The 21,301-nt window shown below is 67.9% G+C and carries 20 protein-coding genes and 2 pseudogenes; 13 read left to right on the forward strand and 9 right to left on the reverse strand.

What is annotated here, in order from left to right; all coding sequences use genetic code 11:
- The first annotated feature begins 19 nt into the window (after positions 1-19).
- The 4 genes from AC0685_RS19900 to AC0685_RS19915 all read left to right on the forward strand — a co-directional run bounded on the left by AC0685_RS19900 (position 20) and on the right by AC0685_RS19915 (position 4,037).
- Positions 20-1,912 (forward strand): OmpL47-type beta-barrel domain-containing protein, encoded by a 1,893-nt coding sequence (locus tag AC0685_RS19900; RefSeq protein ID WP_478226874.1) that lies wholly within the window; start codon positions 20-22, stop codon positions 1,910-1,912.
- Between the two features lie 391 nt (positions 1,913-2,303).
- A complete protein-coding gene (locus AC0685_RS19905) occupies positions 2,304-3,167 on the forward strand; it encodes a sigma-70 family RNA polymerase sigma factor (protein WP_478226875.1) in 864 nt (287 codons plus the stop codon).
- Between the two features lie 28 nt (positions 3,168-3,195).
- The gene (locus tag AC0685_RS19910) at positions 3,196-3,672 is read left to right on the forward strand and encodes a carboxymuconolactone decarboxylase family protein (RefSeq protein WP_340685831.1); all 477 of its coding nucleotides are present in this window, start codon (positions 3,196-3,198) and stop codon (positions 3,670-3,672) included.
- The gene (locus AC0685_RS19915) at positions 3,672-4,037 is read left to right on the forward strand and encodes a DoxX family protein (protein ID WP_478226876.1); all 366 of its coding nucleotides are present in this window, start codon (positions 3,672-3,674) and stop codon (positions 4,035-4,037) included. The genes AC0685_RS19910 and AC0685_RS19915 overlap by 1 nt, the downstream gene beginning before the upstream one ends.
- A 61-nt stretch (positions 4,038-4,098) precedes the next feature.
- On the opposite strand, the gene AC0685_RS19920 is transcribed toward AC0685_RS19915, so the two are convergent.
- Positions 4,099-5,844 carry a BCCT family transporter gene (locus tag AC0685_RS19920; protein ID WP_478226877.1) on the reverse strand — a complete coding sequence of 582 codons (1,746 nt, stop codon included), beginning with the start codon at positions 5,842-5,844 and terminating at the stop codon, positions 4,099-4,101.
- A gap of 219 nt (positions 5,845-6,063) precedes the next feature.
- Positions 6,064-6,207, reverse strand: coding sequence for a hypothetical protein (locus tag AC0685_RS19925; protein WP_478226878.1), 144 nt, complete (start codon positions 6,205-6,207; stop codon positions 6,064-6,066).
- Positions 6,208-6,293: 86 nt separating this feature from the next.
- Here AC0685_RS19925 and AC0685_RS19930 point away from each other — a divergent pair, with 86 nt between their 5' ends.
- Positions 6,294-7,250: a GlxA family transcriptional regulator gene (locus AC0685_RS19930; RefSeq protein WP_478226879.1), complete on the forward strand. Its 957-nt coding sequence runs from the start codon at positions 6,294-6,296 to the stop codon at positions 7,248-7,250.
- Positions 7,251-7,257: 7 nt separating this feature from the next.
- Here the strand turns inward: AC0685_RS19930 and AC0685_RS19935 are convergent, their stop codons facing one another.
- Complete coding sequence (locus tag AC0685_RS19935) at positions 7,258-7,449, reverse strand: hypothetical protein (RefSeq protein ID WP_478226880.1); 192 nt, start codon at positions 7,447-7,449, stop codon at positions 7,258-7,260.
- Positions 7,450-7,591: 142 nt separating this feature from the next.
- Positions 7,592-7,780, reverse strand: coding sequence for a hypothetical protein (locus AC0685_RS19940; RefSeq protein ID WP_478226881.1), 189 nt, complete (start codon positions 7,778-7,780; stop codon positions 7,592-7,594).
- A 763-nt stretch (positions 7,781-8,543) separates the two neighbouring features.
- Between AC0685_RS19940 and AC0685_RS19945 the strand changes: the two genes are divergently transcribed.
- From AC0685_RS19945 to AC0685_RS19955, 3 genes and pseudogenes are all read left to right on the forward strand, one after another.
- Complete coding sequence (locus AC0685_RS19945) at positions 8,544-9,107, forward strand: TetR/AcrR family transcriptional regulator (RefSeq protein WP_478226882.1); 564 nt, start codon at positions 8,544-8,546, stop codon at positions 9,105-9,107.
- A gap of 20 nt (positions 9,108-9,127) precedes the next feature.
- Positions 9,128-10,324, forward strand: a complete 1,197-nt coding sequence (locus AC0685_RS19950) for an FAD-dependent monooxygenase (RefSeq protein WP_478226883.1) — start codon at positions 9,128-9,130, stop codon at positions 10,322-10,324.
- Positions 10,325-10,353: 29 nt separating this feature from the next.
- Positions 10,354-10,479: pseudogene (locus tag AC0685_RS19955) on the forward strand (IS30 family transposase); the annotation flags it as partial.
- A gap of 25 nt (positions 10,480-10,504) precedes the next feature.
- Here AC0685_RS19955 and AC0685_RS19960 read toward each other — a convergent pair.
- A pseudogene (locus tag AC0685_RS19960) lies at positions 10,505-10,707 on the reverse strand (HNH endonuclease signature motif containing protein); the annotation flags it as partial.
- Positions 10,708-10,914: 207 nt separating this feature from the next.
- Here AC0685_RS19960 and AC0685_RS19965 point away from each other — a divergent pair.
- Positions 10,915-11,181, forward strand: a complete 267-nt coding sequence (locus tag AC0685_RS19965) for a transposase domain-containing protein (protein ID WP_478226914.1) — start codon at positions 10,915-10,917, stop codon at positions 11,179-11,181.
- A gap of 484 nt (positions 11,182-11,665) precedes the next feature.
- Here AC0685_RS19965 and AC0685_RS19970 read toward each other — a convergent pair whose 3' ends face one another.
- The 4 genes from AC0685_RS19970 to AC0685_RS19985 form a co-directional block, all read right to left on the reverse strand.
- Positions 11,666-12,652: a 3-oxoacyl-ACP synthase III family protein gene (locus AC0685_RS19970; RefSeq protein ID WP_478226884.1), complete on the reverse strand. Its 987-nt coding sequence runs from the start codon at positions 12,650-12,652 to the stop codon at positions 11,666-11,668.
- Positions 12,649-14,454, reverse strand: coding sequence for a ThiF family adenylyltransferase (locus AC0685_RS19975; protein WP_478226885.1), 1,806 nt, complete (start codon positions 14,452-14,454; stop codon positions 12,649-12,651). Before AC0685_RS19975 ends, AC0685_RS19970 begins: the two co-directional genes overlap by 4 nt.
- A 324-nt stretch (positions 14,455-14,778) precedes the next feature.
- Positions 14,779-15,528 (reverse strand): SDR family NAD(P)-dependent oxidoreductase, encoded by a 750-nt coding sequence (locus AC0685_RS19980; RefSeq protein WP_478226886.1) that lies wholly within the window; start codon positions 15,526-15,528, stop codon positions 14,779-14,781.
- Complete coding sequence (locus AC0685_RS19985) at positions 15,516-16,706, reverse strand: glycosyltransferase 87 family protein (RefSeq protein ID WP_478226887.1); 1,191 nt, start codon at positions 16,704-16,706, stop codon at positions 15,516-15,518. Before AC0685_RS19985 ends, AC0685_RS19980 begins: the two co-directional genes overlap by 13 nt.
- A 134-nt stretch (positions 16,707-16,840) precedes the next feature.
- Here AC0685_RS19985 and AC0685_RS19990 point away from each other — a divergent pair, with 134 nt between their 5' ends.
- The 4 genes from AC0685_RS19990 to AC0685_RS20005 all read left to right on the forward strand — a co-directional run bounded on the left by AC0685_RS19990 (position 16,841) and on the right by AC0685_RS20005 (position 21,290).
- The gene (locus AC0685_RS19990) at positions 16,841-17,746 is read left to right on the forward strand and encodes a helix-turn-helix transcriptional regulator (protein WP_340685844.1); all 906 of its coding nucleotides are present in this window, start codon (positions 16,841-16,843) and stop codon (positions 17,744-17,746) included.
- 78 nt (positions 17,747-17,824) lie between these two features.
- Positions 17,825-18,667 carry a dioxygenase family protein gene (locus AC0685_RS19995; RefSeq protein WP_478226888.1) on the forward strand — a complete coding sequence of 281 codons (843 nt, stop codon included), beginning with the start codon at positions 17,825-17,827 and terminating at the stop codon, positions 18,665-18,667.
- 232 nt (positions 18,668-18,899) lie between these two features.
- Complete coding sequence (locus tag AC0685_RS20000) at positions 18,900-20,204, forward strand: erythromycin esterase family protein (protein ID WP_478226889.1); 1,305 nt, start codon at positions 18,900-18,902, stop codon at positions 20,202-20,204.
- A gap of 120 nt (positions 20,205-20,324) precedes the next feature.
- Positions 20,325-21,290, forward strand: coding sequence for a sporulation protein (locus AC0685_RS20005; protein WP_340685847.1), 966 nt, complete (start codon positions 20,325-20,327; stop codon positions 21,288-21,290).
- Positions 21,291-21,301: the final 11 nt, after the last annotated feature.

Genomic DNA, 21,301 nt, shown 5'->3' on the forward strand with positions numbered 1-21,301 from the left:
TACGGAAGGTTTCCCTGCGATGTCCCCAAGAACCCTCGTCGTGGCCCTGGTGGCCGCGACGCTCGCACTGGCGGGCCTGGTGTTACCGGGCTCGTCCGCTCCCGCCTCCGCCGCACCCGTCCAGACCCTGGAATGGACCGCGGGCGACAGCACCGACCACTACCTCAGCGCGCCGTCCACCGCGGTGGCGGGTGAGACCACGATCGTCTTCAAGAACACCGAAGAGCTCGGCTCGACGATGTCGCACACGCTGACGTTCGACACGGCGACCCCGGGCTACAACCACGACGTGAACCTGAACATCCTCGCCAACCCCTATGACGACAAGAACGGCGTGCACCAGGCCACGGTGACGCTGACCCCGGGCAAGTACCGGTACTACTGCACGATCCAGGGCCACACCAAGATGATGGGCGAGTTCGTCGTCACCGACGGCGGCGGCGCCGACACCACTCCGCCGACCGTGACCGCGAACGTGACCGGCACCAAGGACACCGCCGGGAACTACGTCGGTTCCGCGACGGTGAACCTGACCGCGTCGGACAGCCAGTCCGGAGTGGACAAGGTCGAGTACCAGCTCGACGGCGGCGCGTGGACCGCGTACACCGCACCCGTGGCGGTCACCGCGGCCGGTTCGCACATGGTCCACTATCGCGCTTCCGACAAAGCGGGCAACGTTTCGCCGGAGGGGATGTCGTCGTTCACCGTCGTCACCGGGCAGCCCGGTGACACGACTCCGCCGACGGTGACTTCCGAGGTGACGGGGACCAAGGACCCCGCGGGCAACTACCTCGACACCGCCACCGTGAAGCTCACCGCGACCGACGCCGGCACCGGCGTCGGCAAGGTCGAGTACAAAGTGGACGAAGGCGCGTGGACCGCGTACACCGCTCCGGTCGCGGTCACCGCGCCGGGGATGCACATGGTCTCGTACCGCGCGTCGGACAAGGCGGGCAACGTCTCGCCGGAGGGCATGGCGCACTTCACGATCGTCAGCAGTGACACGACCGCGCCGACGGTGACCTCCGAGGTGACCGGGACCAAGGACACCGCCGGGAACTACGTCGGCAAGGCGACCGTGGCCATCACGGCCACCGACGCCGGCTCGGGGGTCGGCAAGGTCGAGTACCAGCTGGACGGCGGTCCGTGGCTGACGTACTCGGCGCCGCTCGCGCTCACCGTCGTCGGCGCGCACACGGTGAAGTACCGCGCCACCGACAAGGCGGGCAACGTCTCGGCCGAAGGCACGGCGACGTTCACCATCGTCGAGGGCGACGACAGCACCGCGCCCGCCGTCTCGGTGGTGGTGAGCGGCGATCTGGACGGAAGCTGGTCGTACATCGAAGACGCGACCATCAACCTGACCGCGACGGACACCGGATCCGGCGTCGACAAGATCGAGTACAAATTGGACGGTGGGGCCTGGACGGTCTACACCGCGCCGGTGAAGGTGACTGAGCTCGGCACGCACACGCTGGCCTACCGCGCGTCGGACAAGGCGGGCAACGTCTCGGCGGAACAGGGCGGCGCGTTCACCATCGTCGCCGCGCCGCCGGGCCCGGACGCCTGCCCGGATTCCGACGTCCGGGACACCGTGATCCTCGGCACGGCGGACAGCCAGGTCGAGAACCGCGACACCGGCAACGGCTGCACGATCAACGACGTGATCGACGACGAGTCGGACTACTCGTCGAACGAGCAGTTCGTGACCTACGTGCGGGCCGTGACGCAGGAGCTCCTCGACGGCGAGGTCATCTCGTCCGACGAGCGGAACCTGATCGTCACGGCGGCGATCGACTCCGGTATCGGCGGCTCGACCGCCGAGCCCGAGCCGGAGCCCGGTAAGAAGAAGCCGGAGACGAAGAACCCCGGCATGAAGAAGACCGTGAAGACGCCGATCCGGGACGTCTGAGCGGCTCCTCGTAGCGCGGAAGGCCCCTTCTCTCTGCCCAGCCGAGGGAAGGGGCTTCACACGCCTGTGCCTGTCACCTTCGGTAACCGGGTCGGTCACGTGTGTCGTGAGTGGCGATTCGGGTTCTAACCGTCCTTGCCACTCACGAGACGTGCCCCACCCTGCCACCGCCGCCCTTGCTCGCTTCCCGCGCCGCCACTGAGACTGCTGGAGCTGGTGGTGTTGCTGAGGCCGCGGATGGCGATCACGTAGTCCGTGAAGGCCTCCTTCCCTACCTTCAGGGTAGGCAAGGAGGCCTTCACGGACCTGCGCACTCGACCGGCCGCCGGTTACCTTTCTCGCGTCGCGCTCGTCATGGACATGACGGATTCGGCGCGAGAAAGGTATCGACATGACCGGCGAAGCCCTGGCCAGCGCGTTCGAGGAACAGCGCGGGCGTCTGGTGGCCGTGGCCCAGCGGATGCTCGGCTCGCGCGCGGACGCCGAGGACGCCGTCCAGGAGGCCTGGCTGCGGCTGGCCCGCCAGGACGCCGACACGATCGACAACCTCTCCGGCTGGCTGACCACGGTCGTCGGCCGCGTCTGCATCGACGTCCTGCGCTCCCGCAAGACCCGCCCCGAGGATTCCTACGACGAGCCGCCCGAGCTGCTGGTGCTGGAGGACTCGCCGGAAGAGGACGCGCTGCTCGCCGAATCGGTCGGGGTGGCGCTGGTCGTGGTGCTCGACGCCCTCGGCCCGGCGGAGCGGCTGGCGTTCGTCCTACACGACCTGTTCGCGGTCCCGTTCGCCGAGGTCGGCGAGATCCTCGGCAAATCCGCCGACGCGGCCAAGATGCTCGCCAGCCGGGCCCGCCGGAAGGTGCAAGGACGGCGTCCAGCCGACGAGCCTCGGCAGCACGCGGTCGTCGAGGCGTTCCTCGCCGCCGCGCGCGAAGGAGACTTCGAAGGACTGGTCGAGATGCTCGACCCCGGCGTGACGTGGCGTTCGCGGAGCAGGCACGGCGAGGTCGTGCGGCTCGGCGCGGCCGAGGTGGCCACGCGGGTCCAGCGCGGCGCGCGCGCCGTCGTCACCACTCGTCCCGCGCTGGTCAACGGCAAACCGGGAATCGTGTCGTGGAGCCGGACCGGCAAGCTGCTGGGCGTGATGTCCTGCACCATCGTCGACGGCCGTATCGTCGAAATCGATTCCGTGAGTGACCCGCGTCGCCTCGCGGCCATGGGTGTTACCTCCCGGGAGTCCTCCTCGTCGAAGTAAGTGAACACCGACGAGAAGGAGAAATCCCGTGCAGGCAAGGATCGATTACCTCAAGACCGCTCTCGCGCCGAAGCTGGTGAAGCACCTCGTCTCGGCCGCGAAGGTGCTCGACGGCAGCGAACTTCCTTTGGCGACAAGGGAACTGGTGAACATCCGGGCCAGCCAGATCAACGGCTGCTCGGGCTGCCTCGACATGCACACCAAGGACGCGGCGCACGCGGGGGAGACCACGACCCGGCTGAACCTGGTCGCGTGCTGGCGCGAGGCGACGGTCTTCACCGAGGCCGAACGCGCCGCGCTGGAGCTCACCGAGCAGGGCTGCCGCCTCGCCGACGGCAGCGGTGTCACCGACGAGGCGTGGGCGGCCGCCGCCAAGCATTACGACGACGAGCAGCTCGTGGCGCTGGTGACCCAGATCGCGCTCATCAACGCCTTCAACCGGCTCAACGTCATCACCCGGCAGCCGGCGGGCGACTACACGCCAGGCCAGTTCGCGGGGCATTGATGGACACCGCACTATGGATCGTCGCCTGGCTACTGGCCGTCATGTATTTCGTGTCCGGCGTCGGGAAACTGTTCCTGCAAAGGGAAAAGATCGCCGGCGTGGCGTCGGCCGCGGGCTGGGTACTGGATTTCGGCCCCGGCACGGTGAAGTTCATCGGGCTGGTCGAGATCCTGGGCGCGGTCGGCCTGATCCTTCCGGCCTTGCTCGACATCGCGCCGGGACTCGTGCCGCTGGCCGCCCTCGGGCTGGCGCTGGTCATGGCGGGCGCCGTGGTCGTCCGGCTGCGCCGCCGGGAGCCCCTGGTCGCGCTGCTGGACCTGGCCTACCTCGCGCTGTGCGCTTTCGTCGCCATCGGGCGCGCCTGAAGTACATGAAGGCCCCCATCCCCAGGCGCCTGGGGATGGGGGCCTTCATGTACTTACGAGATCAGGTGCGCTGTTTCGATCGTCCGAGGATGCGACGGCGGCCGTGGCCGTTCGTGCGTTCCTCGTGGAGTTCCTTCAGCGACAACATCATCGCGTCTTCCTGCTTCATCAGCGGGTCGTTGCGCAGGTCCTTCCAGACCGAGACGCACAACCCGACCATCACGAACACGAACGGCACCGCGATCAGGATCGTGAGGTTCTGCAGACCGGTCAGCGCCTTGTCCCCGCCGACCAGCAGCATCACCGCCGCGACGGCACCCATCAGCACGCCCCAGAAGATCACGACGGTCTTCTTCGGATGCACGCTTCCGCGCTGGGACAAGGTACCCATCACCACCGACGCCGCGTCCGCACCGGAGACGAAGAAGATGGACACCAGGATCATCACCAGGATGGCGATCGGGAGGAACCACGGCAGCGTCTCGAGCAGCTCGAACGTCGCCGACTGGGCACTGCCCGCGCCCGCGATGTCCGTCCCCGCTCGCTGCCTGCTGATCGCCGCGCCGCCGAAGATCGCGAACCAGATGAGGCTCACGATGCTCGGGATCGCGATGACCCCGAAGATGAACTGCCGGATCGTGCGGCCGCGCGAGATCCGCGCGATGAACATGCCGACGAAGGGGGTCCACGAGATCCACCAGGCCCAGTAGAAGACCGTCCATCCGCCGAGCCAGGTCTGCATCTCCTCGCCGCCGGTCATCCCGGTGCGGCCGGACATCTCGGCCAGCTCGCGGAAGTAGTCGCCGATGGCGCCCGGCACGATGTTGAGGATCAGCACGGTCGGCCCGACCACCAGGACGAACACCGCGAGTACCGCGGCGAGCACCATGTTGATGTTGGACAGCCACTGGATGCCCTTGGCCACACCGGAAACCGCCGAAGCGATGAACGCGATGGTGAGGATCGCGATGATCGCGACCAGCAGGCCCTTGCCTGGGTCGTCGATCCAGCCGACGGCGCCCATGCCGCCACCGACCTGGAGCGCGCCGAGGCCGAGGGAAGCGGCGGAACCGAACAGAGTGGCGAAGATCGCCATGATGTCGATCGCCTTGCCCAGTGGGCCTTCGGTGCGCCGCTTGCCGATCAGCGGCGCGAACACCGAACTGATCAGCTGGCTGCGACCCTTGCGAAAGGTGCTGTAGGCGATCGCGAGACCGACGACGGCGTAGATCGCCCACGGGTGCACGGTCCAGTGGAACAACGTCGTCGCCATCGCGGTGTGGACGGCTTCGTCGGAATTCGGGGCCGCGGTGCCCGGGGGCGGGCTCGCGAGGTGGGAGACCGGTTCGTACACCCCGAAGAACATCAGGCCGATGCCCATGCCGGCGCTGAACATCATCGCGATCCACGACGACGTCCGGAATTCGGGCAGTTCCTTGTCCCCGCCCAGCGGGATCCGGCCGTAGCGGCTTATGGCCAGACAGACCGCGAAGAGCACGAAACCGCTCGCGGTCAGCACGAAAGCCCAACCGCCGTAAGGGATCACGGCGTCGTTCAACAGGGTCGACGCGACACTCGCCAGGTTTTCCGGGGCCAGCACGCCCCAGACGATGATCGCGAGCGCGAGCACCGCCGCCACACCGAAAACGGTCCGGTCGGTCTCGGCGGGTCGTTCGGAGGCGAGGTCGAGGGGGACGTGCTCATCGGGCGGGTGGCCCGGGCCCGTCGTGTCCGGTGCGTGGGCAAGGTCGGCCGCGGTCTCCGCGACGACCTCTTCTTCCGCTTGTTTACCGTCCTGCGAACTCATGTTCAGTGACGCGCCGACTGCGGCGCGCTCTCCTTCCGCCCGATGTTAACCCGTTTGCACCACTGCACCCTAACCAGAAAACTGGTAACCGGCAGAAAATGCGGGCGAAGTGGTTTAAAGCCGTGATTGTGGGTTTGACCTCGGCGGATGACGGTCGGGTTCGCGGTCCGGGCGGGGAACGTGGCGCTCGTGACACCGGGCCTTCGCGGCCCGGTGTCCTCAGGCCGTGTCGCCGCCTCTCCAGAAGGGGCGGACGAGCGGGTCTCCGCCGGCGGTGCCGGGGCGACCCTGGCGCGTGTGGTTGCGCTCCAGGAGGTAGCCGACGAGGGCGATCAGGGCGAGGGTGACGAGGATTGCGGTCATGGCAGTAAGTTTGCGCCGCCAGAGATCCTGCCAAAAGTGGCAGTTCTGTCGTTGTGCGACAATATCCTGCCAGCTATGCTCCGGCCATGCTGAAGAGCGTCGCCGTGGTGCTGCTGGACGATTTCGCCGCCTTCGAGTTCGGTGTCGTCTGCGAGGTGCTCGGTTACGACCGCACCGATGACGGAGTGCCACTACTCGACTTCCGCGTGTGCGGGGAGCGGGCGGGAGAACCGCTCAGCCTCGGCCACGGCGTCAAAGTGACCCCGGAGCACGGTCTCGAAGCGACGGAGGACGCGGATCTCGTCGTCGTCCCCGCCTGCGACGTACGCGACGAGTACCCGCCCGCGGTGCTCGAGGCGCTCCGGGCGGCTTCGGAGCGCGGCGCCACGCTGCTTTCGGTCTGCACGGGCGCGTTCGTGCTGGGCGCCGCCGGCTTGCTCGACGGACGGCGGTGCACGAACCACTGGCGCCACAGCGCGGCGTTCCGGAAGCGGTTCCCGCAGGCCCAGCTGGATCCGGACGTCCTCTTCGTCGACGACGGCGACATCGTCACCAGCGCGGGCACGGCCGCCGGCATCGACGCCTGCCTGCATCTGGTCCGGCGCGAACTCGGCTCCGCCGCGGCCACCGCGATCGCGCGGCGCATGGTGGTGCCGCCGCAACGGGAAGGCGGGCAGCGCCAGTTCGTCGAGGTGCCGATCCCGGAGTGCACTGGGGACAGCCTGCAGCCGGTGCTCACCTGGATGCTCGACACCATCGCCCACGAACATCCGGTCGCCGATCTCGCCCGCCGGGCCCGGATGTCCGAGCGCACCTTCGCGCGCAAGTTCGTCGCGGAGACGGGAACCACGCCGCACCGATGGCTTTCGACACAACGGGTTCTGCACGCGCGGTCCCTGCTGGAGGAGACGACGATGAGCATCGACGAGGTCGCGCGCCGCTGCGGTTTCGGTTCGGGAGCCTTGCTACGGCACCATTTCCACAAGGTCGTCGGCGTTTCCCCGCAGGACTATCGCCGGACCTTCGCGCCGCGGCGAGTTTGACCTTCCTTCAGGCGGAACGCCGTCCGACGGCCTCGAAGATGTCGTGTGCCAACAGGTCGGCGCCTTCGGTGAATCCGTTGATGAGGATCTTCCTGCCGTCGGTGAGTTTGACGAGACAGCCGACATCGCCGCCGAACGCCTTGGCGAGGATGTTCTTCCTGGTGTGGTCGATGGCCACCACGACCGCGGTCCACGGCACGATCGTGGTGGGCTCTTTCCACGTTCACTATCGCGGTCACGCCCCGGAGCGCGCGCCTGCGCGAATTCGTCTCGAAGCGTTCGACGTACGCACCCGGCTCGGTCACGGGCAGGACCCTGGTGGCGGCCGAGGGGACCGGTCCCTAGTCCTTCGGCTTCTTGGTGAACAAGCCGAGAGACTGGGCGAAGGTCGCACCGCCGACCAGGAAGACGAGTGGCAGCGTCTTGGCCCAGAAGGTGCCTACTTCGAGCGAGATGAGCAACGCGAGGAGCCCGCCAGACAGCGCGGCCAAGACGAGCATTCCCAGTGCGACGCGGGGTTTCGAGACCATGTGTCCTCCAAGGGGTTCGGAAGAGCAAGCCTGGCGACGGCATTGACGCGGAGAGAGGTCATTTTTGCCGCGTCCGGAATTTCAGGGGGTTCAGCGGAGTACGGCATGCAGCGTGCCGCCGGGCAGGCGACTCGTCGCGTGGACGACGAACCTCGGGCCGAGGCCGATCTCCGCGGCGTCGTGCCTGGCCGGTGGGTCACCGATCTCTGCTGAGCCGTCCTCGGCGAGGTCACGAAGCTGGGTGCCCTCGAGTTCGAAGGCACGGCGGCTGCCACGAGGAAAGGGTGTCCGCGGCGATGCCCGGGCGAAGCTGACCGCGGTCGCCTCGGTAGCTCAGGTGTTCTTCGTTGCTGAAGACCGGGAAGGCGTTCTGCGGCAGCCTTCGTGGTCCTGTTGGCGGGCTGTCCGGCACGCGCGATAGGGCAGATACACCAGACTGCGCGGGAGCGTGTGGCCAGCCACCAGGCGGCGGCCAGTTCGTGTGCCGACGCCGTGTACACGTCGGGCTCCGCGCCGTGCCGGCTTTGGACGAGAGGACAGGGCGTGCCGGACGGATGACGCGGTAGGTGTCCTTGCCGAGGTGGACCTGACTGATCAGCGTGCGCCATCTGTACCCGTCCAGTTTCACCGTGGTGCGTTCTCTTCTCGTCGGAAACGGAACTGTAGGGAGCGGACGACGCCGTGACCACCGAGTTTGCGCGCCGAACGGACCAGGGCATAAGATCAGGGCAGTCGTACAGGACGAACGCCCTAGGAGGCGACGGTGGCAGGTTCTCCGGCTGCGGAACGTGGTCAGGTCGCCCGGCGGCGGTTGCTCGAAGCCGCGGTCGCGTTGGTGCCCGAGCTCGGCTGGTCCGCGGTCAGTACCCGGATCCTGGCCGAACGCGCGGGTGTCACGCCGAGCGTCGTGCACTACCACTTTCCCTCGTTGCAGGCCTTGATGATCGAGGCCGTGCTGGGTGCGATGCGCGAGGTCGCGGGCGCTTTCGAACCGGCGCTGGAAACCGTCGAGACCCCGGCGGAAGCGGTGGACGCGCTGCTGGCGTCGGTCGGCGAATATTCCGGCACCGATCCGATGTCGTTGCTGTTCGCCGAGGCCTACCTGGCCGCGACCCGCGACGACAACTTGCGCCAGGGCATCCGCGAGCTTCTCGCCGATTTGCGCGCCCGGTTCGGCGGTTGGCTGGCGGAACGTGGCGTTGCCGACGCAGAGGGCACGGCCGCGGTGCTTTTCGCCACGGTGGACGGGTTGCTGCTGCATCGCGCGCTCGAACCGGAATCTGGCAGCGAGGTGCCCTTCGCGGTCCTGTGCAGGCTGGTCGGCTGAACCGAAAGGGAGGAACCCTGATGAAGGTGGCGATCTGCGGTGCCGGGATCACCGGACTGGCGCTGGCGCACCGGCTCGCGACGCTGGACGTCGAGGTCGTGATGCTGGAACGTGCGGCGGGGCCGCGAGAACAGGGCTACATGATCGACTTCTTCGGCCCTGGGTTCGACGCGATCGAGGAGATGGGTCTGCTCCCTCGGGTCGAAGACGTGGCGTACCAGGTGGACGAGGCGAGTTTGCTGGACGACCGCGGCCGCCGACGGGCGGCGATCGACTACGTCCAGTTCGCGAAGTCGTTTCGGGGCAGGCTGTGCAGCATCATGCGGCCCGACCTGGAACGCGTCCTGCGTACGAGCCTTCCGTCCACAGTGGACGTCCGGTTCGGCGCCGGGGTCACGGGAGCCGAGGATCTCGGCGACCGCGTGCGGATCACCCTGACCGATGGCGAGATGGTCGAAGCCGATCTGCTGGTCGGTGCCGACGGGATCCATTCGACCGTACGGCGGCTGGTCTTCGGTGAAGAGAAAAGGTTCCTGCATTACCTTGGCTTTCACACGGCGGCGTTCGTCTTCGAGGACGAGGAGATCCGCGCACGGGTGGGGGAGCGGTTCTGCCTGACCGACACCGTCGGGATGCAGATGGGTTTCTACGGTCTCCGCGACGGCAAGCTCGCGGCGTTCGCCGTGCACCGCGCGACAGACCCGGCTCTGCCGGGCGACGCACGGGCGGCACTGCGCGCGACCTATGGTTTGCTCGGCTGGGCGGTTCCCAAAGCACTCGATCGCTGCCCGCCACCCGGTGAGGTGTACTACGACCAGGTCGCGCAGATCGAGATGTCGTCGTGGAGCCGCGGCCGGGTCGTCCTGGCCGGTGATTCCTGCTACGCCGTCTCACTTCTCGCCGGTCAGGGCGCTTCGCTCGGGATCGCGGGCGCTTTCGTACTGGCCGAACAACTCACCCAGGCGCCCTCGATCGAAGCCGCGTTCGCCGAGTACGAGAAGCTGGTCCGGCCGGTGGTGACCGAGAAGCAGCAGGTCGCTCGCCGAGGTGCGCGATGGTTCCTGCCCGCGAACCGGCTCCTGCTCCAGGCGCGCCGGATTTTCCTGCGTGTTGCAAGGCTTCCGGGACTGGAACGGACACTCGCGACCGCCGTCACGGGCAAGTCGACGGCGCTGGTGACGAATCTGAGACACGGGACCGAGATCCGGAGCCGGTGAGTCGGCCTATGTCCTGAGGCTTCCCGACGGTCCCGATCTCCGAACGCCCGGCCGAAGCCGACGACCGAGCGATCCCAAGGCACGGGAAAGGCGATCTGATCATGGGCAGAGACAGCGGTTCGGCGATCGGGACCCAGTCGAATGCCTCAACCAAGGGTTTCGGAGGTTCACGCGGTTCGGCTATGTCCTGAGGTGCATCGTGTTGCGTCTGGGTTCTCCTGTGGGTCGAGGTAGGCGGGGGCGGTGAATTCGGGGAGTCCGTCTTGGGCGATTTGGACTTTTCATTCGCTGTGGTGGATGAGCTGGTGGTGCCGAGCGCAGAGCAGGACCAGGTTGTCGATCTTCGTTTCGCCGTGGTGGCGCCAGAAAGCGATGTGGTGCAATGCCGCTAAGTTAAGGTGAAAAGTACACCTATCTCTTTCTCGTGGATTTCGGCCAGTGTGTCGTTGTTGTCGCTGCATGAAATAGGCCATGAATGGGTCTATTATTTCTGCATGGCTGCTCGTGATGCCCATGATGTGAAGCTGATAGATCGGATCTCGATCGGCGTTCTGACGCGATTGTTTCCGCGCGATCTGATGGATTAGATCATTGCCGAAACTGGTTGCAGAGAGAAGCGTTCGCGATTGCTGTCAGCGCATGTTGTGGTCTATTACGTGCTGGCAATGGGACTGTTCTTCGGGGAAGCATACGAGGAGGTGATGCGGCGACTGGTTGGCGCGCTCCGATTCCTGAGGAACTGGTCAGGTGATTGGAATGTGCCAACCACAAGCGCTATTTCGCAAGCTCGTCAGCGATTAGGGTCGGAGCCGCTGGAGGAACTCTTTCATCGGGCGGCCAGGCCAATGGGGCGGTGAGGAACTCGTGGCGCCTGGTTCGACTCCTGGCGTGTCATGGCCATCGACGGTGTGATCCTGGACGTTCCGGAAACTTCGGAGAACAACAAGGAATTCGATCACTCGTCAGGCGGCCGTGGGGTGAGCGCTTTCCGGCTGGTGCGCGGGTTGGTCTCGGGGAGTGTGGTACCCACGCGATCGTCGGTACCGCGCCACCACTCAGTGGGCGTCTTCTGGGATGCGTTGTCGCTGGCCACGAACACAACGCTACCCGCATTCGAACATCTGTGCCATCACACGTTTATGTGGCACCTACATGTGCTATTCCCTTCGATAGAGGGCGCGAAGCGAATAGGTGGCCACCTGAGCGGCGGAACGTGGTGGGGCTCGTGAGTGGTAAGGACGGTTAGAACCGTCCTTACCACTCACGAGGCTCGCCACCAGGACACGTCACGATTGCCCTACCCCTCAATAACCCGAATCGCCACTCACGACCAACCGGTGCCTAAGCCCTGAAACACAAAGTGCCCCACTGGAATCCCGCCCCGATCGCCGACACGACGAAGGCGTCGCCCGGCCGCACCATGCCCGCCGAGAAACCCTTGTGCAGAACGGTGAAAACGCCGGCCGAACCGGTGTTGCCGAGCTTGTCGACGGTGATCGGAGCACGGTCACGCCGCACGCCGAGTTTGTCCATCGCCGCCCGCACGATGTTCAGATTCGCTTGGTGGAGAAAGAAATGGCTTACCTCGTCCACGGTCAGCCCGGCCTGGGCGGTGGCGTTCAGGACGCTGTCGGGCAGGCATCGGGTGGCGGTGTCCCAGACGGCCCGGCCGTTCATCTTGAGGTAGTGCCGCCGGTCCGCGAACGTCGTCGTCCCGGCGGGCTGCCGTGAGCCGCCGGCCGGGATCTCGACGTCGTAGGACAGTTCGGCGCCGAAGTCCCAGCCGAGCAGGCCGGTGCCCGGTGTCGTCGCCTCGGTCAGGACGGCGGCACCCGCGGCATCGCCGAAGAAGACCCGGGTGGTGCGGTCCTCCGGATCGGTCACGCGGGACGCGCAGTCACCCGCGATCACCAGGACCCGTTTCGCCGCACCGGTTCGCACCAGCAAGGAACCGAGGAACAGCGCCTGGACACCGTTGGCGCAGGCGGCCTGCGTGATGTCGAAGGTGAGCGCTCGGAACGCGCCGAGCGCGTCCTTGACGATCAGAGCCGTCGACGGCAAGGGCTGGTCGTAGGTGTAGGTCGCGACGATGATCGCGTCGACGTCCCTCGCGGTACAGTTCGCCGCCGCGAGCGCGGGAAGAGCGGCGGCCACGCACATGTCCGAAGTGGCGAGATCCGGGGCGAGCCAACGGCGTTCCCGGATCCCGGTGCGGTGGACGATCCACTCGTCGGAGGTGTCGAGCGTTTCGGCGAGCCGCCGGTTGGTGACGACGTCCGAGGGCAGGTGGAGGCCGGTGCCGGCGATCCGCACGGGCAGCGGGGTCACGCGACGGTGCTCCGCTCCGGGGCGATCTGCCGGTCGAGGTCGGTGTAGAACCGGCCGGACGCGCACGGCAGGCCGAGCAGGATGCGCCGCGCTGCCTCGCCGCACAACGCGCCGCCCAGCGCGACCCCGGAGGCCAGTTGCGGCCAGCTGCTCAGGGTGCGGCCGAGTTCGCCGAAGGAGGCGGCCAGTTCCGGGCTGATCCGGTCGGCGTCGACCATGGCCAGGATCAGGTCGACCTTTTCCTGCCGGCTCAGGTCGGTGACGTCCACGGACTTGATGTCGCCGAGCAGGCCGTGCAGCAGCGGCCGGTCCGGCTCGAGGTCGAAGCGTTCGACGTCGAGCATGCCGCGGTCGTTGCAGTCCATGACGACCGGGACGCGCAGATCGCGCGCGTACTCGCGGGCCGCGACCTTGCCCCACGGGGTGTCGCACTCCTCGATCAGGAGGTCGATCGCGCCCTGCCCGCCGGTGAAGAACGCCTCGATGTTGTCCTCGGTCAGGCCGCCGCGGTGGATCTCGATGTCGAGGTACGGATCGATCTCGAACATCTGGCGCGCCGACAGGACCGCTTTGTTGACACCGAGTTCGTGCACGCCGGCGCGCAGCCGGTTGAGGTTCGAGAGGCTGAAGTCGTCGAAGTCCGCCAGTTTGAAGGCGCCGCCGATGCCTTCGAGGGCGAAGGTGAGCGCCGCGCTGTTGCCGACCGAAAGGCCGATGATCCCGATCCGCTTGCCGAGCAGGCGGCGCTGTTCGGGCCGGTCGATCTTGCCGCGGTTGCGATCCGTGCGCACGAGCCGGAACTCATCGCGCGGCAGGACGTGCACGAGCCGCCGCGACCACGGGTACCAGACCCAGGTGCCGTACTCCCAGGTCGCCATCCCGGCGAGCTGTTCCCGTTTCCTGACCTCGATATCGGTCTCTTCCCGGCACGACGGTTCACGGCTTCGGACCAGTTCGGTCAGTTGCTCGTCGATGGTGTCGTGGATCTCGCGGACGTCGCCGTAGGCCAGCAACGCCGTCAGGGCTTGGAAATCCATCGCGTTGCGGGGTGTGAGCAGGGTCGGGCGCCACAGGTCGCGGTCGGGTCCGGGGGCAGTGGTGAGCCCGGCGGGCGCGGGCCTGCCCGACGGCGCCTCGGTGGTGGCGAGCGCAGGCGTGGAAGCGGCGATCCGGGGGAATTCGTCCCGCAGCCGGGTGACGAGATCGTGGTGCCGCCCGGCGCCGTCGGCGGTGCGGTGGAACATGATCACGACGTCTTCGGTGTACTGCTCGACATAGCGGCGGGTGCCCGGCATCGCGCGGAAACCGAACTGCGCGTGGAACCGGTCCTGGCCGTCCTTCGTGCCCGAAGTGCCGATCATGGCGTGGGCGCCGAGGTGGTGCGCGGCGCCGATCGCGAGCGCGTTGAGGTACTGCCCGAGTCCGAGCTTCCGGGACCGGTGCTCGACGACGAGCCTGCTGTGTTCGAAGACCCGGCCCGGTTCGACGCCTTGTGCGGCAAGCAATTCCTCGTACCGCTCGACGCCGAGGTAGGTCCGTGACTGAAAGTTTTCGCCGGTGGCGGGGGTGGAGAGCCGGATGTAGCCGAGCGGCGGACCGTCCGGACGCTGCCGTGCGATGAAGTGCCAGGCCCCGAAGTCGAGGTCCTGGTCGTCGATGTGCGCACCGTCCGCCCGGCGAAAGGACGGGCGGCGGCCGCGGTCGAACAGGATCCGCGCGCGGAGTTCGCGCACGGATCCGAGCAGGCAGGTGTCGGCCCCGAGGAACGCGGTCACGATCCACGGGTGGTTGAGATCCGTCAAGTGATGCCTTTTCTGGAGAAATCGCCGGAAATCGGCGAAATAATCGTGGGAGAAGCCCGAAAACTCTACGGAAACCGGACTAGCGCGGACTGTAGCAGCGTGGTGACGGAGCGTCTTGAGGTGTATGCCGCAGCCTGCTGTACGCACGAGCGAGTGCGGAAATCGTTTACCGCCACGGCGATCGACAATCCGTCACGGTGAAGGCAATCAGATCTGATGAAGCCCGCCGGAATTCCCACCCGATGGTGTGTCGGGCTGATTCGAAGTGAGAGCAAGCCATTCCGCGGCATGTGGCGGAGGTCATAGCAGGGCGGGCGTCCGTGATCACCAGGTGGGACGTGCGGAGACGCCTCCGTCCACGGTCAGGTTGTGCCCGGTGACCCACGCCGCGAGCGGCGACGCGAGGAACAGGCAGGCGTTCGCGACGTCGCCGGGGGTGCCGAGCCTGCCAAGGGGTGCGGCCTGCTCCCAGCGGCGGACGCCCTCCGGCCAAGCGTCGCCGAGGCCGGGGCGGTCGATCAGGCCGGGGGAGACCGCGTTGACGCGCAGGCCTCGCGGTCCGTATTCGAGCGCGGCGGCGCGGGCGTGCATGACCAGGGCGGCCTTGGCGCTGCTGTAGTGCGCGTGTCCCGGCGCGGGGTGGGCCGCTTCGATCGAGGCGATGTGGATGACGCTGCCGCCGTCCATCACGTCGGCGGCGGCCTGCGTGCACGAGAAGGCGCTGGTGAGGTTCGCGTCGAGGACGGCGCGCCAGCTTTCCGCCGACATCTCCGGCAAGGGGTCTATCGGCTGCACGCCGGCGTTGTTGACCAACGTGTCCAGCCGTCCGGTCCATGCCGCGGCGGCGGCCACGAGACGGCGGCATTCGCCGTCGTCGGTGAGGTCGGCGGAGAACGCCTTGGCGGTGCCGCCCGCTTCCTCGATCCGCTCGACGACGGCGAGCGCGGAAGCTTCATCGCGGTGGTAGTGCACGGCGACGGCGCTGCCCGCTCCGGCGAAGCGCAGGGCGATGCCGTGGCCGATGCCGCCGCTGGCCCCGGTGACGAGGGTCGTGGTGCCGCTCAGGTCGAGCATCGAGGTCCTTTCCGCAGCGCGAGAACGGCCGCGACGACGAGGAAGACCAGGCCCGCGGCGACGTAGCAGTTTCCCAGCCACTGCTGGGCGGTCGTCCACGTCTGGCCCGGCCGGTCGAAGGCGGGGAAGTACCGGAACGGTGCCCCGACGAAGATCGTGGCGGCGACCCCGGTGACGGCGAGCCAGGCCGCGGCCCGGCGGCGATCTCGGCGATGGAGTACCGCGCAGGCGGCGGTGGTGAACAGCGCCGGGGCGATCCACACCCAGTGGTGTGACCACGACGTCGGCGAGATGAGCAGGGCGAACGTCGCGTTCAGCAGCAGCGCCGGCACCGTGGCCGAGCGGTACATGGTCAGGGTCACCAGAATCAGCAGAACGCCGGTGAGGACGATCCACAGCGGCTTCGCGGCGCCCTCGACGCCGAATCGCGCCAGCACAGCCTGCAAGGTCTGGTTGGTGTGGAACGAGGTACCGCTGATCCCGGACGCCCCCGCGAGTCCGCCGAACCAATACCGCGCGGAAGCCTCCGGGGCGACCGCGAACGCGACGGCGGACGCGGCCACGAACGTGCCCGACGAGGTCAACGCGCCACGGAAGTCCTTGCGCACCAGGAAGAACAACAAGAACGCCATGGGCGTCAACTTGATCGCGGCCGCGAGACCGACGCCGATTCCCCGGTAGCGGCCCCGAGTCAGCAGGCAGTCGGCCGCGACGAGACCCATCAGCAACAGATTGATCTGGCCGAAGCCGAGCGTCTGGCGGACCGGTTCGAGGAAGAGCGCCGGAGTGATCGCCAGCGACGCGACGAGCAGCGCCTTCCGCCGGTCCCCGGACGGCCACAGCGTGCGGGTGATCCCGTAGAAGGTGATCCCCAGCGCGGCCAGGCTGAGCGCGAACAACAGGAGCACCGCGCCGGTCCAGGGCACCAGCGCCAGCGGGGTGAGCACCAGTGCGGCGAACGGCGGATAGATGAACAGCAGGGGGATGCCCGCGTCGGAAAGCGGCAACGCGCCGTAGAGGTCGCCGCCGTTCCACAGGGTGTCGACGCCGAAGCGGTAGATCTCGAGGTCGCTGTGGGAAGCGCCCGTCGTCGCCCAGGCCACGGCGCACGCCAGTACCAGTGCGGCGAACGCGCCGACCGGCCACCAGGTCCGACCGCGCGACTTGGTGGGAGACATCGCGTGGTGACCCTTCGGACGTGCGTCGATGCTCCTGACTGTACCCCGACGGCGACAAGCGACTTCCGTCGGCAGTCAGCGATCCGTCATTGGTCTAGACTTTTCATTCCCAGTGTGGTGAAAGGGACCGGTCCATGCGCGGAACGACGGTGTTGCCGAGGACGCCTTGCCTCGAACCGAAGGCGGGGGAATTGCCACTGCATCGGCTGGAGGTCCGCGCGCCGGACGCTCTGCCGTTCACGGTCGGCACATTCGACACGATCGGGCCGATGTCGCGGGCGGCGTTCCCGCATCGGCACACTTTCTACGAAATCGTCCATGTCACCGGCGGTACCGGCGACCACGTCATCGATTTCACCCGCTGGGAATTGGGGCCGCCGCAGCTCGCCGTCATAACACCGGGGCAGGTGCACCATTGGGATGCCCGCGATCTCAGTGGATTCGTCGTGTTGTTCACCGACGATTTCCTGCTCGAACATCCGTCGGATCGCGAAACCCTGCGAAGGCTCAGCCAGCAGCCGTGGCGGCTCGACGAGCGCGCGGCCGAGGAGACGGCCCGGATGGTCGCCGAACTGGACGAGGAATTCCGTTGTGGCGGCCAGGGTACCGATTCGGTGCTGCGGGCCCTGATGCACGTGCTGATCGTGCGGGCGGGACGCCTTCCGGGATTGGCGGACCCGCGCCCGCCCGCCAGGGCACAGGCGGTGGGCACGGAATTCGCCCGGCTGCTCGGCAGGCCGGATCTGGGGCTGTGGTCGGTCGGCGCACTCGCGGAGCGAATCGGGGTCACGCCGGGATATCTCACCGACGCGGTGAAAACGGCGACCGGCCGGACGGCGGCACAACTGATGCGCGAGGCGAGGACGAGGGAGGCGAAACGATTCCTGCGCGGCACGGATCTCACCGTGCGGCAGGTCGCCAGCCGGGTCGGATTCGCGGATCCCGCCTATTTCTGCCGGTTCTTCCGGCGGGAAACGGGGTTGAGCCCCGGCGATTACCGCAGGACCGGTGACGCGCCCCCGGAGATTCACCACGACTGACCACCTCAGTCCATCGTCCGCAGCTGATCTTCTCCATACCGTCGAGGGTGATTCCCGAAGCCCCCACGAGGAGCAGGTATGGACGAAGAGAACAAGCTCAGCCGGAAGACCGTGCTGAAGGCCGCGCTCGCCGCGGGTGTGGCGGCTCCGGTCGCGTTGATCGGCGGCCCGGCTCTCGCGCGCACCACCGTTGAGAGCGGCCAGGCACCCGAGCTGACCCCCGCCTGTGACGACGGTGACGACCCGACCCCGCCGCAGACCGAAGGTCCTTACTTCAAGCCGAATTCCCCGCAGCGGACGTCGCTTGTCACGCCGAACACGCAAGGGACGAGGCTCACCGTCTCCGGCTACGTCTTCGGTCTCGGGTGCCTTCCGATCTCGCGGGTGCTGCTGGACTTCTGGCAGGCGGACGTCAACGGCGCCTACGACAACGTGGGGTACACCTTCCGCGGTCACCAGTTCACCAACGACCAGGGCGCGTTCTCGCTGAGCACGATCGTGCCCGGCCTGTACCCCGGCCGTACGCGGCACATCCACGTCAAGGTCCAGGCGCCCGGCAGGCCGGTGCTGACCACGCAGCTCTACTTCCCCAACGAGCCGCGCAACAACACCGACTCGATCTTCGACCCGCGGCTGCTGATGACCGTGCGCGATCAGCCTTCCGGCAAGCAGGCCGCGTTCGACTTCGTGCTGAACGTGCCGCAGACGCCGACGTCGACCTCGCGGCCGACCAGCACGACGCCGACGACGTCGACTTCGACCTCCAACCCGCCCGGCGGGACGACCTGGGCGGCGGGAACCGGCTATTCCGCGGGCGCCCGGGTCACCTACAGCGGTCGCGGTTACGTGTGCTTGCAGGCGCACACGGCCCAGCCAGGCTGGGAGCCGCCGTCCACACCCGCGTTGTGGCGCGCGGAGTGACGGACAGCCGCTGCGGAGGGAGATAAACGCGGGTGGACTCCCGCCGCCGGGACCCACACCCCGGCGGCGGGGTCCACCCGCTTCCTCGTGGGGTGGGGTTTTCCTCACCCCAAGTGGGAGCTTTGCTTCAGTGCGCCGCTCCGGTCCGCGGACGATGATCGTCTTCGACATCGGAGCGAAGGGGTGGACGGTAATGACACAGCGCCGGAAACGGTGGGGGAGACGCGGATTGGTGGCCGCGGCGGTGGTGGTGACGGGGGCGGTGCTCGCTCCCGCGGCGAGTCCGGCTCTCGCGGCGGAGACGACCTCCGCCTGGCGGGATCCGGTGCGGTCGCTGGACCGGGCGGCACATCCGTTGCGCTCGACCGAGCCCGGCCGGAGCACCGCCGATCTACGGGCGCTGGGCGGGATGATCGGCGGCGCGAAGGTGGTGGGCCTCGGCGAGGCGACGCACGGCTCCCACGAGTTCTTCACCATGAAGGAGCGGGTGTTCCGCTACCTCGTCGAGGAAAAGGGGTTCCGGGCCTTCGCGCTGGAGCTCAGCTGGTCAGCCGGCCTGGAGATCGACGAGTACGTCCAGAGCGGGCGCGGCGACGCCCGTGAGATCGCGAAGCGCACGCTGGCCGGCTCCCCGTGGGACCGCGAGGAGTTCGTCAGCCTGATCCGGTGGATGCGCGATCACAACCGCGCGCACCCCGACCGCACGGTGCACTTCGTCGGTGACGACCTCGGCGCGCCATCGGTGAACGACGGGTTCTTCGCGCGGATCACCGACTATGTCGGCCGCCATCACCCGGAGGCGCTGCCCCGGCTCAACGAGCTGTACACCGGGCTGCGCCCGATCGACGACGCGTTCGCTTACTTGCGCAAACCCGTCGACGAGCGACAGCGGCTCGCCACGCAGGCGGAGCAGGCCTTCGAGCTGGTCAAGGGCCTGACCGGCGCGGACGCCCACGGCTGGACCGAGCAGCACGCCCGGTTCGTCGCGCAGACCGCCCGCTTCCTCGCCGTCGACCTCGCGGATCCGAAGGGCCTGCCCGCGGCACAGATCCTGCGCGACCAGGCGATGGCGCAGAACGTCGCCTGGTGGCAGCGGCGGACCGGGCACAAGATCCTGCTCTCCGCGCACAACGCCCACGTCGCGTACATCCCCGACATGCCGGCGATCTACCCGAAGACCCAAGGCGCCTTCCTGAGCGAGACGTTGGGCCGCGGCTACCTGCCGATCGGGTTCAGCTTCGACGAGGGTTCCTTCTTGTCCAAGGACACCGCGGTGGGCGGGGAGTGGAAGCGGTTCTCCGTCCCGGCCGCGCCGTCCGGGACGAACGAGGACACCCTCGACCAGGTCCGGTTCGAGGACTTCTACCTGGACCTTCGCACCGCGCCGCCCGCCGCCCGCGCCTGGCTGGACACCGCCCGGCCCACCCGCACCATCGGCACGCTGTTCCCCGTCGACCCCGCGGCCATCTCGCTCGGGCGGTCCTACGACGTCGTCATCCACCTGCACGACGTCCGCCAGGCCGATCTGAGAAGGTAGTGACGTTGCGCCCGTTTAGGGGGTTTTAACCCGGTTTACCTGGCGTGCCGCGACGGATCTCGGTAGTAGTCGAAGTGTTCCGGTACCCCCTGTTCCAGTACCCAGCGGAGGAAATCCCTGATGTTCAAACGGATGCTCAGCGCCTTCGGGGTCGGCGGTCCGTCCGTCGACACCGTGCTCGACTCACCGCACGCCGTTCCCGGCGAGGTGATCACCGGCCAGGTCCGCATCCAGGGCGGTTCGAGCGACGCCCAGATCGAGGAGATCCTGCTTTCGCTGGTCACCCGGGTCGAGGTCGAGCGTGGCGACCACGAGCGCGCCGGAACCGCGGAGTTCCTGCGGGTCAGCGCGGGCCGCAAGGTGAAGGTGACGGCGGGACAGCTGACCACCGTTCCGTTCCAGATCGCGCTGCCTTGGGAGACGCCGATCAGCGCGGTCGGCGGACGTGAACTGCCGGGTATGGTCGTCGGTGTGCGGACCGAACTGGTCATCGCCGGAGCGCCGGACAAGGGCGACCTCGACCCGGTGCTGGTCGGGCCGCTGGAATCGCAGGATCGGGTGCTGGAGGCGTTCGGCGAGCTGGGCTTCTCGTTCCGCAGCGCCGACGTCGAAGCCGGCCGGCTGCACGGCGTCCGGCAGGAGCTCGGGTTCTTCCAGGAGATCGAGTTCTTCCCGCCGTCGCGCTACGCGGGCCGCGTCAGCCAGGTGGAGCTGACCTTCGTCGCCGGCCCGGACGACCTCGTGGTGGTGCTGGAGGCCGATCGGCGCGGTGGCATGTTCCGCTCCGGCGGCGACTCCTTCGGCCGCTTCCACGTTTCGCACGAGGAGGCCCTGCGCACCGACTGGGCGGCGGCCATCGACGGCTGGCTGGCCAAGGTCGCCGAGTCCGGCGGCGGGCACGCCATGTTCGGCGGGCACCAGGAGCACTACGGCCACGACTACGACCACCACGGGCACCACGGCAGGCGTGGACCGGGGATGGGCGGCGTGGTCGCCGGTGCCGCGGCAGGCGTGGTCGGCGGCATGATCCTCGGCGAGGTCATGGAGGACGCCTTCGACGGCGGCGACGAAGGCTTCGAGGAGTGATCCGGCTCCTG

The sequence above is a fragment of the Amycolatopsis sp. NPDC043889 genome, assembly GCF_056435645.1.